Here is a 15,654-nt window from a genome sequence, read left to right as displayed (position 1 = left end):
CCTGACGGATCAGGCGGCGGCCGGGTCTGCGGTGCGGCTAGGGCCTGCTGCGCGGCTCAGACGATGCCGCCGTTCGCGCGCAGCACCTGGCCGTTGACCCAGCGGGCGGCTGGGCCGGCGAGAAACGCGACGATCTCGGCGATGTCCTCGGGTGTGCCGAGCCGTTGCAGCGGCGGGCGGGCGGCGAGCAGCGCGATGGTCTCCTCGTCCTTGCCGTCGAAAAACAGGTCGGTGGCGGTGGGTCCGGGCGCGATCGCGTTCACGGTGACGTCCCGGCCGCGCAGCTCGCGGGCGAGGATCAGCGTGATCGCCTCGACCGCCGCCTTGCTCGCCGCGTACGCGGCGTGCCCCTCGGGGGCGAGGGCGACGTCGGAGGAGGAGAAGTTGACGATCGCGCCGCCCGGCCGTACGCGCCGCGCGGCCTGCTGGTTGACGACGAACGTGCCGCGGATGTTCACCCGGTGCAGATCGTCCAGTTCGGACAGATCCAGCTCCGCGAGCGTCCCCACGCTGGTACGGGCGGCCGCGTGCACCACCACGTCCACCCCGCCGTACTCCCGTTCGGCCCGGTCGAAGAGCGCCGCCACGGCGGTCTCGTCGGCGACGTCCGCCCGTACCGCGATGGCCCTGCGGCCGGCCTGGACGATCTCCTTCACGGCCAGTGCGGCCTGCGCGTCGTCGTCGCCGTAGCCCACGACGACGGCGAAGCCCTCGGCGGCGAGCCAGCGCACGACCTGCCGCCCGATGCCGCGGGAGCCGCCGGTGACGACGGCTACCCGCGGGACAGAGGCAGACACGCCTAGCCTCCGATCAGGCGGAGCATCTGCGCCACCTGGTCGGCGCGGGACTCCTTGATCCGCTCGGCAAGGTCGCCCGTCTGCGGGTTCACCCCGTCGGTGGCCAGGTTGGTCAGCTCGACCGCGCTGTTCTGGTGTCCCGTCAGCAGGTTGAGGAACGTGGCCTCGAAGTTGGCGTCCGAGGTGTTCCGCAGGGCCTCGATCTGCTCCGGGCCGGTGGCCGGAAGGCCGCCGTGGCTGGCGTGCGTGGTCATGTCCTTGCTGGCCGTGGTGGGCTCCTTCCAGCCGCCCAGCCACGACTGCATGATCTTGACTTCCTCGCGCTGTGTCGTGTCGATCGCGGCGGCCAGGAGGCGGACCTCCTCGCTCACGGTGCGGTCGGCGGCGAGGCCGGTCAGCTCGAGTCCCTGACCGTTGTGCATGATCATCATCTGGAGGAACATCACGTCCGCCGCGTTGTGCTCCGCGTCGGCGGCCGGGAGGGCGTCGGCCGCGGGCACGGCGTCCGCGGGCGGGGCCGGCGGCGCCGACGGTTCGGTCGAGCAGCCCGCGGCGAGCAGCAGCGCGGCGGCGGCCGCGAAGAGGATGCGTCGCATGGCGTCAGACCGGCAGCCAGAGCGCGAGCGTGAAGATCGACGGCTCCCAGCCGGACAGCGACGTGTGCGACTGGCGGCAGCGGTACCGCTTGCCCTGGAAGGTGACCTCTTCCCCAATCTTGTACGCGGTGTTCGTCGCCCAGGTGCCACTCGCGTTGGCGGGCGGTGGCGGCGCCGACGACGGTGGGGGAGTGGTCGGCCTCACAGGAGGCGGCGCGGGGGTCGATGGAGCGGAAGAGCCGCCGACATTCAGGTCGACGCAGCTGTAGAAGGCGTTCGCGGTGTCGCCGATGTTCCAGATGGCCAGCACCGTACGGCGGCCGGGGAACCGGGAGAGGTCGACCTGGTGCGACACGACCGCGTCCGGCTGCTGGTTGCCGCCGTCGACGACCGCCACTCGGGTGTTCCCGACGAAGTACTCCCAGTTCGAGGTGCGGTGGCGGGCGGTGAAGACCCACGTGAACGTGACCGACGAGCCGACCGTGCGGGCGGGCCACGCGCGGCTGTTGTCGTTCAGGATGGCGAACTGGGACACACCGCCATCGCAGCTGCGCAGCCCCTTCGGGCCCTCCACGCTCTGCGGCTCGAACTGGATCTGTCCACAGTCGGCGACCGCGCGCGAAGCGCAGAGCGCCTGGCGGCTCGGCGGAGCGGAGACGTACCCGTGGGCGGAAGCGGGGGAGCCGGTCGCGACCAGGCCCGCGGCGGCGGTGCCGGCGATCACCAGGGGATAGACGAAAACCTTACGCATGCCCGGGGACGCTACGGACGGTGACCATAAACAGACCTTAAACGTCCAATAAATCCCGCCGTGGGTTCCCGCTGTTGATCAGGGAGTTCGTGGAGCGACGCGCCGCGCGCCACGCCCACGAACTCCCTGATCAACCGGCGGGCGGGGGAGTCGCAGGGCGACGCGGGCTCCGCCTAGGCGGCCCTGGGTGATGTCTAGGTGGCCGCCGGCGGACTGGGCGATGCGTTGGGCTATGTCTAGGCCTAGGCCTGTCGAGCCGCTGCCGCTTACCCCGCGTCGGACCGCCGCGGCCGGGTCGGCGATGCCTGGGCCGGCGTCGTCCACGACTAGTCCCTCGGGCGAGACGCCGACGAGGAACGCCGTCCCTTCTGGAGTGTGCGCGAACACGTTGCCCAGCAACGCGTCGATCGCCAGGATCAGCTCGCCGCGGGGCAGCCGTACCGGCACCGGCTCCTCACCACCGACCACTGTGGTCGGTCGGCCCTGGTCCTCGGCGAGCACCGACCAGAACGCGAGCCGGTCGGCCAGCACCTCGACGAGGTCGGTGGAGTGGCTGGCCCGGGTACCCGAGCTGAGCCGCGCCCCCGTGATGATCGCCTCAAGCTCGTCGTCCAGCAGGTCGAACGCCTGCGCCATCCGGTCCGCCACCGCCCCGCGCGGCAGCGCCTCGGCGTCCAGGCGCAGCGCGGTCAATGGGGTACGCAGCCGGTGTGACAGGTCCGCCGCGAGCTCCCGTTCGTTGTCGATGAGCTGCCGCATGTTGTCCGCCATCGTGTTGAACGAGCGCGCCGCGTCGCTCAGCTCCGGCGGCCCGGCCGGCTCCACCCGCACGCTGAGGTCGCCGCCGCCGAGCCGGCGCGCGCCCGCGGCCAGCTCGCGGGTGGCCCGTACGAGGCGGGCACCGAGCCGGTCGGCGACCAATGTGGACCCCCCGACGAGCACCACGGCGAGACCGGCGAGCGCGAGCCACGCCGGCCATACGCCCCGGTGGATCTGCTCGTCCGGCACGAACACCTCGATGACCGCGGTCCGCCCTCCATCAAGGACACTCGGTTGCAGGTAGGCCAGGCCGCCCTCGTACTCCACGATGGAGGGACGCCGGGAGCGCGCGGCCGCGTCGATGTCGGCGGCCGCGGCGCGCGGCGACCCGATCGCCTCAAGGCCCGGCAGGTGTACGGCGAGCCGCCCGTCGCTGCCCGCCGCCGTGCTCGCCACCGCCTGCTCCAGCAGCGCGGTGTCGGTGTCGACGGCCAGCGCCACCACGATCGCGGTGGCCTGCTGGCGCGCGTCGCCGACCGCCCGGTCGTGTGCGATCTGGCGGGTCAGGATCGCCAGCGGTACGAGGAACGCCAGCGCCACCATCGACGTGATGGCCAGCGCGAGCCGGGTGAGCGTGAGCCTCACGCGCGCGGCTCCGGCTCCGGCTCGACAAGCTTCACGCCGACGCCCCGTACCGTGTGCAGGAACCGGGGTCGCGCGGCGGTCTCGCCGAGCTTGCGGCGCAGCCACGAGATGTGTACGTCGATGGTCTGCTCCTCGCCGATCCGGTCCTGGTGCCACACCTTGGTGAGCAGCTCCCGCCGGCTCACCACGTGACCGACCCGCCCCGCCAGGTACGCGAGCACGTCGAACTCCCGCCGCGTGAGCCTGATCGGCGCACCGTCCAGCCGCACCTCGCGTTGCTGCGGGTCGATGACGAGCGAACCCACCGTGATGCTCGCTGTCTCCGCGGGCACCGGGCGACCGCGCCGCTGTACCGCCGAGATCCGGGCCAGCAGGTGACCGCTGGAGAAGGGCTTGGTGACGTAGTCGTCCGCGCCCGCGTTCAGCAGGTTGATGATGTCCACCTCGGAGCGGCGGGCGGTCGCCACGATCACCGGTACGTCCGAGACGCTCCGCATCATCCGCAGCGCGTCGGCGCCGTCGATGTCCGGCAGCCCCAGGTCGAGGATCACCAGGTCGGGCCGGTGGTCGGCGACGATGCGCAGGGCGTCGGCGGCCCGCGTCGCGCCGCGTACGACGTGACCGGCGTCGACCAGCGCGCGGGTGAGGGCCGCCGCGACGATGCGGTCGTCCTCGACCAGCAGGATCATGGCCATGCGGTTCACCATATGGGTCGATGGTTCAATGGCCCACATGCGGCTGCACGGTTTGGTCCCGGTGCTGGGGTGGTGCGCGGCCACCCTCGCCAGCATCGGCGTCGCGACGGTGGCGCTCCAGCCGGTGCTGCGTACCGCGACGCCCGACACGGCGTCGGCACCGATCAGCCGCTCGCTCGACGAACCCCTGCCGTCCGCCCCGGCGACCGTGGCACCGCCAACCCCTTCTCCTTCTCCCACGCCAAGCCCGTCCCGGCCACGGGCAACGCGATCACCGTCGCGGTCGCCGTCGCCGAGCCCCGCGACGGTCGTCGACGGGTGGACGGTGACGACCGGGGCGGATGGCGAGACGACGTACACGCGCTCGTTCCGGGTCGGCGGTGGCCAGGCCGTGATCCGCATGACGCCCGGCCGCGTACAGCTCCTCACCGCGACCCCGAACCCCGGCTACGCGGTCGACGCGGTGCAGAACGAGCCGGGCAACCTGGCGGTCCAGTTCACCGAGCCAAACCACTACTTCGTGATCCACGCCGTGTGGCAGGGCAAGCCGGTCGCCCAGGTCAGCGAGGTAGGCGCCTGAGCGGGTCAGCGCTGGAGCAGCATCTGGACGTGGTTCAGGACCTCCTCCGGCGCCTCCTCGGGCAGGAAGTGGCCGGCGTCGACCGGGCCGCCGTTCAGGTCCGAGGCCCAGGCGCCCCAGATGGCGAGCGGGTCGTACATGCGGGCCACCATGCCCTTGGCACCCCACAGCACGAGCGTCGGGCACTCGATGCGGCGCCGCCCCCGGTCGGCCTCGTCGGCGGCGACGTCGACGGTGGCGGCCGCCCGGTACTCCTCGCAGATCGCGTGCACCGTCTCCGGGTCGCGGAAGGCCGCGATGTACGCCGCGCGCACCTCGTCCGGGAACGATCGCGGCTGGGACGGCCAGTTGTCGAGCATGAAGTCGACGAGCACGTGCGGCGCCGCCGAGATCAGCTGCTCCGGCACCGGCTCGGGGGCGGACAGGAACGCCCACATCCAGTACGAATGGGCGAACTCGCGGTCCGCGCGGGCGTACGCGTCGCCGGTCGGCACGATGTCCATCACCGCGAGGTGGCTGACCGCGGCGGGGTGGTCCAGCGCCAGCCGGTAGGCGCACCGCGCGCCCCGGTCGTGCCCGACGACCGCAAAGCGGTTGAAGCCGAGCGACGCCATCACCTCGACCTGGTCATTGGCGAGCGCCCGCATGCCGTACGGCGCGTGGTCGGGATCGCTCGGCGGCTTCGCGCTCGCACCGTATCCCCGCAGGTCCGTGGCGACGATGGTGTAGTTCGCGGCCAGCGCCGGCGCCACCTTGTGCCACATCAGGTGGGTCTCGGGATGCCGTGCAGGAGCAGCACGGGCGGTCCGGACCCACCCCGCACCCCGTGGATCGCCGCCCCCGACGTCGGAATCGCGAAGTTCTCGAACCCCTCGAACACGCCGGGTGAGTACCCGGCGGCGCGGCGATGACACGTCCGGCGCCCCGCGCTAGCGTTCCGGCATGGCGGATGAGCCGGACGGCGAGCGGGTGGCCGCGTCACTGGAGGGGTGGCTGGCCGGCGTGACCTTCGCCGACCTGGGCGCGGACGAGGTCACCGACCTGCTCGTGGACGCGGTGGTGGCGTGGGCCGAGGGGCAGGGCTGGCGGGCGTACCGCCGGGCACCGAGCGTCATGCCGCTGCCGCCGCCCTACGAGCACCGCCACTCCTGGATCGACCTCGGGTGCGCGCGGCCCGAGGGCCCGCCGATCGCCGTCGAGGTCGACCGGACCGACCGGCAGCGGACCGTCGACAAGCTCCTGGCCGAGGCGGAGGCCGGCCGGGTGGCGATCTGGCTGCGGTGGGGCACCGGCCCGTTCGCGGCACCGCAGCCCCCGGTCCACATGGTGACCTGCCAGGTGACGGCCCGGCGCGGCGCCGGCCGCTACACGAAGCAGCCGGTCCGCGAACGACCGGCGCCCGAACACACCACCGCCCCGTGACCTCGGGCGAACAGGCCGACCTCTTCGCCGGCGGCGCCTAGATATTGAGCTACCGCGACGTCCGCGGTGGTCCAGACCGCTGCTCCCGCGGCCTCACCCTCCGCGCTTCACACCCCAAACCCCGGTCGTCGCGACCTGGCAGGCCAGCGTGATCCTCACGCCTGACGCAACGGCGGTCCGCTGCACGCGGCCCTCGCCTTCTTGGCTTTGTGAACGTTTCCTGTTGCTGGGGCAGCGGTAAACGTTCACAAAGGCTGGAGATCGTTGAGCGATGCCGTTAGCGCGCCTACCTCTTGCCCGCTGGACCGTCAGCGGCCCGGCCGGCATGCCCCCCGCCGATGCGTGCGGATCGGTCACGCGATGCCGGGGGTGGCGAGGGCGGCGCGCCAGCCGCCGGCGGCCGTTACGTCGGTGGCGTCGCGGACCGCGTTCTCGGCGGACAGGAAACCGGCCACCGACGTGCCGTCGTCCAGGCCCACGCGGCCCAGCCCCAGCGGCTCCGGCACCGTGTCCAGTAGGGCACCCACCGCCTGGTGCGGCACCTGCCACACCTCGACCGCGATCCCGTCCACCGGCCCGTCGCCGGTGCGTACCAGCCCTGGCCTCGGTACCCCCGGGCCGCTCAGGCGGTACAGCCGGTAGCCGGGCGCGGTCCTCGCCCGGAACGCCAGCCGCCCGCCGGCCGAGACAAGCTCGTGGTTGAGCTGCAGCCCGGACAGGTGAGCCCCGGCCACGGCCAGGAGCGTCGTGCCGGGATCGGCAGGGGCGGACACAACGGGCTCGCCGCACCACGCGGCGGCCAGGTCGAGCAGCGGCGGGTCGGCGAAGGCCGGCGCCACGAACTGCACGCCGAACGGCAGCCCGTCCGCCCGCTCGCCGGCCGGCACCGCGACGGCGCACAGGTCCAGCAGGTTGGCGAACGTGGTGAACCGGCCCACCCGCGCGTTAACCCCGATCGGGTCGGCCGCCACCTCGCTCAGGCGGGGGTGGCCCGGCGTGGTGGGCAGCATCAGCGCGTCGACGTCCGCCCACACTGTCCCGGTCTGGGCGCGCAGCGCGGCCAGGCGTTCGAAGCCGGCGAAGACGTCCGGGCCGGCGATGTCGCGGCCGCGCAGGACGATGCGGCGGACGGTGGGGTCGAGGTGCGGGCCGTCGGGCTCCAGGTAGTGGCCAATCGCGGCGTACCGCGCGGCCAGCCACGCGCCTTCGTACAACATCCGGCCCGCCTCCAGGAACGGTCCGATGTCCACCGGCACCACATGCGCGGCGATGCCGCGGAGTCGGTCCAGCGCCGCGCGCCAGGCCTCCTCGTGTGGTGGGTCCAGCTCCATTTCCCCATCTGGTACGGCTACCACGCGCATCAGGGCAGCTACCGCGACTGGCGGCCGGGGCGGCATCGGGCGTGAGCGGGGATCGGCCGGGTCGGGCCGGGTAAGGGCGGCGATCGCGGGGCGGGCCGCCGCGACCGTGGTCGTGAACGTGGTGACGCAGTCGAGGTCGGCCACCGCGGGCATGACGCCGGCGGTCGAGACAAGCCCGCGGGTGGGCTTGACACCGACGATCCCGTTGAACGCGGCCGGCACCCGCCCCGACCCCGCCGTGTCCGTGGCCAGCGCGAGCGGTACCGCCCCGCTCGCCACCGCGACCGCGCTGCCCGAGCTGCTGCCGCCGGATACGTGTGCGGGGCTGGCGACGCTGTGGCACGCGCCGTACGGGCTGCGGGTGCCCACCAGCCCGGTCGCGAACTGGTCCAGGTTCGTCTTGCCCACCGGCACCGCCCCGGCTTCGAGCAGCAACCGGACCGCGGTGGCCGAGGAGCCGGCCGGCTTCGCGGCGAGCGCGGGGCAGGCGGCGGTCGTGGGGTGGCCGGCCAGGTCGATGTTGTCCTTGATGGCGAAGCGTACGCCGGCCAGTGGCGCCTCCGGATCGGCGCGCGCGGCCAGTTCGTCTACTTCGGACCGGTCAAGCTGGAGTGTCCACAGTGGCTGCCCCGTCATGACGCCGGGGTCGTGCCGGCGACCGCTGTCCCTCGCATGCGTCCTATGGGACGGCTTTTCCGTTACGGCTCTGTGTCGGGCTCGTAAACCCCCACCTCAACGCCCCGTCCGCCACGATCAGGACGCCACGGTCAGGAGGCGGCGGGCTGGACGGTGGCTCGGGTCGGCCCGGGGCTCGCCGGCAGGTCCAGCGCCGCCCGCGGGTGCGCGCGCCACAGCGCGACCGCCAGCCACACGCAGCCCACGGCGAGCAGCACGCCGTGCGCGACGCGGACCGGGGGCGGTGTGAAGAACTGCGGCAGGAACAGCAGCAGGCCGAGCCCGAAGGCAAGCCCGCTCGACCGTGGCAGCAGGCCCGAGCGCCAGACCGTGACCGCCGCCAGCACGCCGCCCAGCGCCAGCACCAGCAGACCCACACCGAACATCGTGACCGCGACCGGCTGGTAGCGCACCGCGTCGACCGCGGCCAGGAAGTCGAAGCTGCCCCCGTCGGAGTACTGCCGGGCGATCGCGTGGAGGCCGAAGTCCTCGGCGCCGTAATACGGCAGGACGAGGCCGGCGCCGATCCAGGTCGTGACGACGGCGGCCGTGGCGAGGGGGCCGCGGACCAGGTCGCGGAGGGCGAGGAGGCCGAGGGCCGCGAGCACGAAGCCCACCATCGCGAACGCGTGCGAGGCGACCCAGGCACCCGAACCCATCGACGCCACCGCTCCGTCCACCGTGGACTCGTCGTGCCACGGGCGGACGGCGGGGTACAGGAGGAACAGGACGCCCGCGGCGGCGAGCGCGAGGGCACCAAGCCTGTTGCTACGTGTCATAGCGGCAAAGCTAATGCCATTAGCCGAACCCGTCAAGTGCGTAGCTTGCGCAGGACCTCCGAGACCGGGCCGAACGTCAGTACCCCGCTGCCCGCCCCGGCCAGCTCACCGGCGGCCGGGAGCAACTCGTCGTACACCCGTCGCATCGTCTCGCCGTCGCCGAGCGCGATGGCGGCGCGGGCCGTGAGGCAGAGGCGCGCCTCGCGGAGCAGGTCGTGCGGTGACTCCGGCTGCGCCCGCAGCGCCTCGGCGGCCGCCTCGGGCCGGTCGGCCGCGAGCGCCGCGAGGGGGCGGACCCACAGCTCGTACGGGCCCCAGTCCCACGTCGACCACTCCGCCGCGGTCGGTTCGCGCAAGGCGAGGAGGGCGAGGGGGAGCAGGCCGTGTGCCATGCCGGGCATCCCGCCGCCGGCGAGCTTCGCCTGTGCCGCACGGTACGCCGCCTCCGCCTCGCCCGGCCGCCCCTCAGTAGCCAGACGCAGCCCGGAGTACCAGGCGGTGAAGACGCCCACCAGCGGCAGGTCGTAGCGGGCGGCGAGGTCGTCGGCGGCCCGCGCGTGTGCGCCCGCGGCGGCGGGATCGGCCAGCGCGGCGTGCGCCTGCATCGCGATCAGGTGCCCGAGCACCTCGAACGTCACAAGCTCCCGCCCGCCGGCCACCTCGACAAGCTCAGCACCGATGCGGACCCGCTCGGCGGCCAGCCCGGTACGCCCGAATGCGTGCATGAACCGGGCGTTGAGTGCGAAAGCCACCAGCGTGGGATCATCCGCCGCGCGGGCTAGTGCCTCCGCCTCGCGAGCTGCCCGGAGGCCGCGGTCCGTCGTGGTGCCCCGCAGTTCGAGGGCGAGGGTACCGAGCAGGCGCGCCCGCCCGGCCCCCTGCTGCGTGGGCAGCGCGCGCTCGGCGGCCGCGACGATCCGCCGGGAGAGCGCCTCGTCGTCGTTGCGAGTCCAGATCGCGGGTACGACGTACGCGGCCAGCACATCGGAGACCAGTCCCGGATCGTCCACGGTGGCCAGCGCGGTCACCGCCACGGCGCGCAGCCGCCGGGCCTCGTCGAGGTGGCCGGTGACCGCGAGCGCCCGGCCCAGCCCCATCACCGCCTCCAGCCGCCCGCGCGGGTCGCCGCCGCCGGCCCGGTCGTGCGCGTCCACCGCCTGACGCCACAGCCGGGTGGCGGCGTGCGGGTCGGCGCGGCGTTCGGCGTCCTGCGCGGCCGCCCCGGCGTACGCGGCGGCGCGCGGCGCGGCGGCCCGGCTCGCGGCGAGGGCGAAGTGGTGGGCGAGGGTTGCGGTGTCGTCGGGACGCAGGCGTTCGATCGCCTCGCCGGCGGCGGCATGCCAGCGGGCCCGGCGGGGCGCGGAGATGTCCCCGTAGAGCGTGTCGCGGACGAGGATGTGGGTGAACCGCAGCTCCGGGCCGTCTTCGCTGAGGAAGCCGGCCTCCGCCGCGCGGTCCAGCGCGTCCAGTGTGGAGAGTTCGTCGCCGGTGAGCGCGGCCAGCACTTCCGGGTCGATTTCGCGGCCCAGCACCGCGGCCTGCCGCAGTACCGCCCGCGCCGGCTCGGGCAGCTGGGCGAGGCGGTGGCGGATCACGTCCCGCACGCCGGCGGGGACAGCGCCGGGCTCGGTCGCGAGCAGCCGGGCCAGCTCCCGGACGAAGAACGGGTTGCCGCCGCTGCGCTCATGGATGAGCCGCACCTGCCGAGCGTCAAGGTCCCGCCCAGCGGCCGCCCGAGCCAGCTCGCCGGTCGCGGTCTCGGGGAGGCCACCGAGGTACACCCGGAGCGGCTCGACCCGGGCCAGGCGGGCGAGCGTCGCGGTGAGGGCGGCGGAGACGGCGGTGGTCCGGTACGTGCCCGCGACGAGCACCGGGCCGGTGGCTGGCTCCGGCCCGGCGAGTACGGCGGTGAGCACGTCGAGCGTGCCCTCGTCGGCCTGATGCAGGTCGTCGAGGACCACGAGGAGCGGCTTCGCACCAGACAGGCGGCCGACGACCTCCCGGTGCAGCCGAAAGCGGGCCGCGGCCGGATCGCCGGCCGAGACGTCGGGCACCGGCACGCCGGTGACCTGTGCCCAGGGCCAGGCGGCCGGCGCGCCCTCGTACTCCGGGCTGCGACCCCACGCCACCGACCAACCGGCGCCGGCCAGGCGGCGGCCGAGCTCCTCGGCGAGCGCGGTCTTGCCAGCGCCGGCCTCGCCGGAGATGAGCGCGAGACGCGGCCGTGTGGCCTGCTCGGCGGCCTCCAGCAGCTGGGCGAGCTCGTCCTCACGCCCGAAGAAGCCCGCCGAGGGCGCCGCCGTGCGGGTCGGAGTCAGGTGGGGCGCCTGGGCGAGGATGTCGGCTTCGAGCTGGCGCAGCGCCGGCCCTGGGTCCAGACCGAGCTCGCCGACCAGCGCCTGCCGGACCCGGCGCAGTGCGGCGAGGGCGTCACCCTGGCGGCCGGCCCGGTACAGCGCGGTGGCCAGCAGCCGCCCCGCCTCCTCGCGCAGCGGGTGGGCGGCCGCGTGGGCGCCAAGGTCGGACGCCACCTCGGCGGCCCGGCCGAGCATGAGCAGCGCCTCGGCCCGGCGCTCGACGGCCAGCGTCCGCAGCTCGTCCAGCCGGTCGATCTCGGCGCGGGCCCAGGGCTCGGCGGCGAACTCCCCGTACGCCGGTCCGCGCCACAGCCCCAGCGCCTCGTCCGACCGGGCCAGGGCACCCGCTCCGTCCCCGGCCGCGAGCAGCCGGCCGGAGTCGGCCACCGCCGCCTCGAACCGCCCAGCGTCGACGGTCTCGGGAGCGGTCCGCAGCGCGTACCCGGGCGGGGCGGTCACCAGCAGGCCAGCCGGCTGCCGGGGCGGGCGGTCGGGCTCCAGTGCACGGCGCAGGTCGGCCACGAACGTACGGATCGCGGCGACAGCGCCGTCCGGCGGCTCCGGCCACAGGTCGCCAACGAGCCGGTCGACCGGCACGACCCGGCCGCGCGCGATCAGCAGCCGGGCGAGGATGGCGCGCTGCCGGCCGCCCTTGAGCGGCACCGGCCGGTCGGGGGCGACGCCCCGCGAAGCCGACAGTGGCCCGAGCACGCTGAACGCAACGTCGGGCCTGGTCACGGCTCCCACGGTAGCCGTTACTCATCCGCTGCTCAGCGATTGCTGATCGCCGCCGCGCAGGCTGGTCGCATGACACCGAAGATCACCGGATTCGAGTACCACCAGGTGCCGGTCGCCAGCGGCGTCGCCCTCCACGCGGCCGTCGGCGGGTCGGGCAGCCCGGTCGTCCTGCTGCACGGCTTTCCGCAGACCCACCTGATGTGGCGGCACGTCGCCGCAGACCTGGCCGCCGACCACACGGTCATCGCGCCCGACCTGCGCGGCTACGGCGCCAGCGACAAGCCCGCCGACCTGGACGGCACCGCGTTCAGCAAGCGGACGATGGCCGCCGACGTCGTGGCGCTCGCCCGTGCGCTGGGGCATGAGCGGTTCGCGCTGGCCGGGCACGACCGGGGCGCGCTTGTCGCCATCCGCGCCGGCCTCGATCACCCCGACACCGTGACCCACCTGGCCTCGCTCGACGTGCTCCCCACCCTCGACATGTGGGACGTGATGCGCGGGACCACCGCGGCGGTGGGTTTCCACCTGTACCTGATGGCCCAGCCGCCCGGCCTGCCGGAACAGCTCATCGGCGCCAGCCCGGACGCGTTCTTCGGCCACTTCCTGGACATCTGGGCCCGCGACCCGGAAGCGATCCCAGCCGACGTACGGGCCGCGTACCTGGCCGCCTCCCGCGCGGCGGTGCCGTCGATCGTGGCCGACTACCGCGCGTCGGCCGGCATCGACGTCGAGCACGACCGCGCCGACCGCACCGCCGGCAACGCGCTGCGCATGCCGGTCACGGTGCTCCAGCAGGACTGGGGCGCGCTGCTCGGCTTCGATGCCGCGGCGCTGTGGCGCGCTTGGGCCTCCGACCTGCACCACGAGACAGTCTCCTGTGGACACTTCATGGCCGAGGAAGCACCTGCGGAGGTGGTAAAGGCCCTACGCGCCCTGCTGTCCCGCTAAAGTCGCCTGGGCGTGGCGTAGCGGGGCTAGTTCGTCGATCGCGCCCTCGTCCACCAGGGCCAGGAAGGCGTCCGCCACCACGGGGTCGAACTGGGTGCCTCGGCCGCGTTCGATCTGGTGGCGGGCGTCGGCCTCGCACATCGCCGACGCGTACGCGCGGTCGGCGCGCATGGCGGCCCACGAGTCGCAGACCGCGATGATCCGGGCTTCGAGCGGGATGCCGCCGCCGCGCAGGCGGGCCGGGTAGCCGGTGCCGTCGAAGCGCTCGTGATGGGCGCCGACCAGCGGGGCGAGGTCGGCGCGGTCGCTGAGCTCGGTCAGCAGCCGGGCGCCCTCCTGCGGGTGGCGGCGCAGCACGTCCCACTCGGCCTGGGTGAGCGGGCCGGGCTTGGTGAGGATCGCGTCGTCGACGTTGATCTTTCCGATGTCGTGCAGGCGGGCGGCCGCGGCCGCGCGGCGCAGGACGGCCTGGTGCAGGCCGAGGCGTTCGCCGGTGAGCAGTGCCCACCGCGAGACGGCGGTGCTGTGCTCGTGGCCGCCGAGCTTGGCGTCGATCTGGTCGGCCAGCCACACAAGCGCCGGCGGCAGGTCCGGGTCGGTGTCCAGCGCCAGGTCGGCCACGCGGCCGGCGGCGGAGACCTGGTCGCGGCCGCGGGCCTTGGCACGGTACAGCGCGCCGTCCGCGTCGTGGATCAGGCCCTCGAGGTCGCCGTGCGGCCGCCCGCCACGGGTACCCGCGCTGGCCACGCCGAGCGAGGCGGTGAGCCGTACCTCACCACGGCCGCCGGGCACCGCGACGGGAGTGCGGGACAGTGCGCGGCGTACCTGCTCGGCCACCTCCAGCGCGGTTTCCTCGCCGGCGCCGGGCAGTAGGCACGCGAACTCCTCGCCGCCGTACCGCGCGACCACGTCGGCGGGGCGTACCGCGCGGCGGATCCGGTCGGCGGCCTCGACGAGCACACGGTCGCCGGCGGGGTGGCCGTACGTGTCGTTGATCTTCTTGAACCTGTCGAGGTCGACGATGACGAGGCTGATAGGCGTGCCGTCCCGCTCCGCCCGCTCGGCGTCCAGGCGGAGCATCTCCTGGAAGAAGCGCCGGTTGTACAGGCCGGTCAGCGGGTCGGTGACGGCCAGCCGCTCCTGCTCGCGCAGCGCGCTGGTGAGGGCCGCGGCGAGCCGGGTGCGGTCGCGGGTGACAAGTACCTGCCGCAGCAGCAGGCCGCTGGCCAGCAGCAGCCCGACGACGAGCGTGGCGTTGGTCAGGTGGCCGCCGGTGTGCAGGTCGGCGAGGGCGATGCCGACGACCGACAGCACGGCCACCGCGGCCGGCAGTACGGCCAGGTCGCGGTCGAGGCTGCGTACCTCCGGCTCGGGCTCGGTGCGGCGGGCCGCGACGGCCGCGGCCAGGCAGAGCAGCACGGCCTCGAGCTGCCAGCCGAGGTTGACCCAGCTCGCGTCGCCGTACGAGTGGATCATGAATAGGTATGTGTAGCCGGCATCGGTCAGGCCGGCCACCGTGAAGGCCGCGCCCGCCAGCAGGAACGACGGCGGCACAGTGCGGTGGCCGCAGAGCCCGACCACGACGAGCGCCGTCACGATCGAGACCGCGAGCAGTGGCTGCGCGAACGTGACGATCGCGCCGGCCCTCGTCGTGCCGGGCATCAGCGGCCCGATCACCACCGCCCAGCCGACCGCGCCGATGCCGAGCGTGACAAGCGCGGAGTCGACCATGCACCGCACCTGCCGCTCGGCCCAGGTGCCGCCGAAGCCGATCACGATGGCCGGCAGCGCCACCGCGTACATGCCCAGGTAGGCGACGTCGGCGACCGAGGGCGTCGGTGGGGCACCGCCCGGCCGCAGGTAGGCGTACCCGGTCCAGATCAGCTCGCCCGCCAGCCACAGGAAGTTGGCGAGGGCCAGCAGCCGCCAGGCGGTTTGCAGCCGGCCGCGGGAGCGCCGGGCGGCGAGGTAGGAGAGTGGGACCAGGAGCAGCATCGGCACGACGAACACCACGTTGGCGACGAACCGGGCCAGCTCTTCGGAGCCCTGGCTCAGGGCGGTGAGCAGTGCGAACAGTGCCAGCCACGCCACGCCGGCGCCGACTGCACGGCGCGCGAAACGCCGCTGGTCCACGTCGACCCTCACGTACGCCTCCGCTGTGGTCGCCTCCGCGCCCCGGCAATGACGCGGAAACTGTATTGTGGATCACACGATCGTCCTCTGTGTACCCCCAAAAACGCATAAATATGGGTGCGGAGGGTCACATTCAATTCCTTGAGATCAATATTTGCCCCGGTCCGCGCCAGTCACAGACCGTATGCTCCCGCGGGCACCGCTCCGGTCGGCGGCTCGCTGGCGCTCGCCGAAATCTCCGACCTCCGCTGCCAGGTCCGCGCTCCAAGCCCAACCCCAACCCGGGAACGCTGTCGGACGAGGGGGTAAGACCCGCTTCCCCGATCGGCGCGGTCGGGTTGGTGCACGCAAGAGATCGTGGTACGCAACTGCCCCTGGAGGGGCGGTTCGATACCACGATCTGCCGGACGGCGTGCGT

The 15,654-nt window shown here is 73.8% G+C and carries 13 protein-coding genes; 3 read left to right on the top strand and 10 right to left on the bottom strand.

Annotated features, from left to right (window positions below; translation table 11 throughout):
• Nucleotides 1–56: 56 nt before the first annotated feature.
• The 5 genes from Pflav_RS19335 to Pflav_RS19315 all read right to left on the bottom strand — a co-directional run bounded on the left by Pflav_RS19335 (nucleotide 57) and on the right by Pflav_RS19315 (nucleotide 4,243).
• Nucleotides 57–797: an SDR family oxidoreductase gene (locus Pflav_RS19335; RefSeq protein WP_173037398.1), complete on the bottom strand. Its 741-nt coding sequence runs from the start codon at nucleotides 795–797 to the stop codon at nucleotides 57–59.
• Nucleotides 798–799: 2 nt separating this feature from the next.
• On the bottom strand, nucleotides 800–1,393 hold the full coding sequence (locus tag Pflav_RS19330; protein ID WP_173037397.1) for a DUF305 domain-containing protein: 594 nt from the start codon (nucleotides 1,391–1,393) through the stop codon (nucleotides 800–802).
• 4 nt (nucleotides 1,394–1,397) lie between these two features.
• A complete protein-coding gene (locus Pflav_RS19325; RefSeq protein ID WP_173037396.1) occupies nucleotides 1,398–2,144 on the bottom strand; it encodes a lytic polysaccharide monooxygenase in 747 nt (248 codons plus the stop codon).
• Between the two features lie 78 nt (nucleotides 2,145–2,222).
• The gene (locus Pflav_RS19320; protein WP_173037395.1) at nucleotides 2,223–3,548 is read right to left on the bottom strand and encodes a sensor histidine kinase; all 1,326 of its coding nucleotides are present in this window, start codon (nucleotides 3,546–3,548) and stop codon (nucleotides 2,223–2,225) included.
• Complete coding sequence (locus Pflav_RS19315) at nucleotides 3,545–4,243, bottom strand: response regulator transcription factor (RefSeq protein WP_173037394.1); 699 nt, start codon at nucleotides 4,241–4,243, stop codon at nucleotides 3,545–3,547. The genes Pflav_RS19320 and Pflav_RS19315 overlap by 4 nt, the downstream gene beginning before the upstream one ends.
• 37 nt (nucleotides 4,244–4,280) lie before the next feature.
• Here Pflav_RS19315 and Pflav_RS19310 point away from each other — a divergent pair, with 37 nt between their 5' ends.
• On the top strand, nucleotides 4,281–4,823 hold the full coding sequence (locus Pflav_RS19310; RefSeq protein WP_173037393.1) for a DNA mismatch repair protein MutL: 543 nt from the start codon (nucleotides 4,281–4,283) through the stop codon (nucleotides 4,821–4,823).
• Between the two features lie 5 nt (nucleotides 4,824–4,828).
• On the opposite strand, the gene Pflav_RS19305 is transcribed toward Pflav_RS19310, so the two are convergent.
• Nucleotides 4,829–5,587 (bottom strand): alpha/beta fold hydrolase, encoded by a 759-nt coding sequence (locus Pflav_RS19305; RefSeq protein ID WP_232071634.1) that lies wholly within the window; start codon nucleotides 5,585–5,587, stop codon nucleotides 4,829–4,831.
• 178 nt (nucleotides 5,588–5,765) lie between these two features.
• Here Pflav_RS19305 and Pflav_RS19300 point away from each other — a divergent pair, with 178 nt between their 5' ends.
• Complete coding sequence (locus Pflav_RS19300) at nucleotides 5,766–6,245, top strand: hypothetical protein (RefSeq protein WP_173037392.1); 480 nt, start codon at nucleotides 5,766–5,768, stop codon at nucleotides 6,243–6,245.
• Nucleotides 6,246–6,598: 353 nt separating this feature from the next.
• Here Pflav_RS19300 and atzF read toward each other — a convergent pair whose 3' ends face one another.
• The 3 genes from atzF to Pflav_RS19285 form a co-directional block, all read right to left on the bottom strand.
• Nucleotides 6,599–8,242 (bottom strand): allophanate hydrolase, encoded by a 1,644-nt coding sequence (atzF, locus tag Pflav_RS19295; protein ID WP_173037391.1) that lies wholly within the window; start codon nucleotides 8,240–8,242, stop codon nucleotides 6,599–6,601.
• A gap of 131 nt (nucleotides 8,243–8,373) precedes the next feature.
• Entirely contained in the window at nucleotides 8,374–9,060 is a 687-nt protein-coding gene (locus Pflav_RS19290) for a hypothetical protein (RefSeq protein WP_173037390.1), read from the bottom strand.
• A 32-nt stretch (nucleotides 9,061–9,092) separates the two neighbouring features.
• Nucleotides 9,093–12,155, bottom strand: a complete 3,063-nt coding sequence (locus Pflav_RS19285; RefSeq protein WP_173037389.1) for a BTAD domain-containing putative transcriptional regulator — start codon at nucleotides 12,153–12,155, stop codon at nucleotides 9,093–9,095.
• Nucleotides 12,156–12,224: 69 nt separating this feature from the next.
• On the opposite strand from Pflav_RS19285, the gene Pflav_RS19280 reads away from it, so the two are divergent.
• Nucleotides 12,225–13,103, top strand: coding sequence for an alpha/beta fold hydrolase (locus Pflav_RS19280; RefSeq protein ID WP_173037388.1), 879 nt, complete (start codon nucleotides 12,225–12,227; stop codon nucleotides 13,101–13,103).
• Here the strand turns inward: Pflav_RS19280 and Pflav_RS19275 are convergent.
• Nucleotides 13,080–15,248 carry a bifunctional diguanylate cyclase/phosphohydrolase gene (locus tag Pflav_RS19275; protein WP_173037387.1) on the bottom strand — a complete coding sequence of 723 codons (2,169 nt, stop codon included), beginning with the start codon at nucleotides 15,246–15,248 and terminating at the stop codon, nucleotides 13,080–13,082. The two genes, Pflav_RS19280 and Pflav_RS19275, sit on opposite strands and share 24 nt — an antisense overlap.
• Between the last annotated feature and the right edge of the window lie 406 nt (nucleotides 15,249–15,654).

It is taken from the genome of Phytohabitans flavus (genome assembly GCF_011764545.1).
GTDB lineage: Bacteria > Actinomycetota > Actinomycetes > Mycobacteriales > Micromonosporaceae > Phytohabitans > Phytohabitans flavus.
The sequence above is the reverse complement of the archived record's forward strand: the minus strand, read 5'-3'. Positions and strand labels throughout refer to the sequence as shown.